Origin of the sequence: Caballeronia choica (assembly GCF_001544535.1) — a bacterium.
Lineage (GTDB): Bacteria > Pseudomonadota > Gammaproteobacteria > Burkholderiales > Burkholderiaceae > Caballeronia > Caballeronia choica.
The window spans coordinates 1-1236 of sequence record NZ_FCON02000479.1 but is presented as its reverse complement, the minus strand read 5'-3'; the positions used below and the strand labels follow the sequence as shown (position 1 = coordinate 1236).

Here is a 1236-nt window from a genome sequence, read left to right as displayed (position 1 = left end):
TCTTCGGCCGCTTGTTTCAATGCGGGATGGTTGCGGATCGGGTCGAGGCATGAGGGGTTACGCAGAGCAGCGGCGTTGCCTATCGGGAGATCATTGACCGCGCTACGCGCGGCAGCCTCCGACAACTTGCCGTTATGCGTGAACGGTAGTTCATCGACGACGGCGATCACATCCGGTACGTGCGCGGCCGACGCGCGGTGCACGAGGTCACGGCGTATCCGGGCGATCAACGCACCGGTGAGCTGGGCAGCCGCCTGAAGGGTGACGAGCAGCACCATGCGCTGACCGTTGGCGCTAGCCGGCGTCGCGTCAGCCGCAGTCTCGCGCAGACGCTGCTCGACCACGATCGCGTCGCGAACTTCGGGGATGTCGTTCAGCACCCGATAGATCTCGCCCGGCCCAACGTTGATGCCACGCACGACGAGTACGCCGTCACTGCGCCCGTGCAGGCGCGCCGTTCCTTCCGTCGGAAACTCGATGAGATCGCCGTGGGTCCAGACGTCCGGATGGGCTTTGAAATAGGCAGCGTGAAAGCTTTTACCGTCAGCGTCGCCGAAAAAACCCAGCGGGCGCGACGGAAATGGGTTCACGCACACCAGTTGCCCTACGCCGTCCGTTTGCGCGCCCTGGTCCCACGCCTGCACGTCCAGTGCGAGGCTTTTGCATTGCGCCTCGCCTGCATAGACCGGCAGATTCGGGTTGCCGAGCACAAAGCAGCCGAGAATGTCAGTGCCACCGGAAATCGACTGCAATTGCAGCGGCTTCACGTTATCGCGCACCCAGTCGAACTGCGGGTCGTAGAGGACCGCGCCTGTCGACATCATGGCGGTTAGCGCGCTCAGATCGAACTCTCGTGCGGGCACGAGGTGCGCATCCTGGCACATCTTCAGGTACGCCGGACTCGTGCCGAACACGTTGACGCGTTCGTCGGCAACCAGACGCCACAATGTATCGACCGACGAGATGGGGCCATCGTAGGTGACAATCTCGACGCCAGACGCAAGCGCCGACAACTGCCAGTTCCACATCATCCACGCGCAACTGGTGTGAAAGTACATGCGATCGCCCGGGCGCAGATCGCTGTGCAGCCGATGCTCCTTCAAGTGTTCAATGAGGCTGCCGCCAGCGCCGTGCACGATGCACTTCGGCTTGCCCGTCGTGCCGGACGAGAACATGATGAAGAGTGGATGGTTGAACGCGAAGCGCTTCCAGGTGAAGCGCTGCGCTTCGCCGCTT

At 62.7% G+C, this 1236-nt stretch carries 1 protein-coding gene; it reads right to left on the bottom strand.

The window, feature by feature from the left end; genetic code table 11:
* On the bottom strand, positions 1-1236 hold a 1236-nt coding region (locus tag AWB68_RS45140), incomplete at both ends, for an AMP-binding protein (protein ID WP_143282071.1).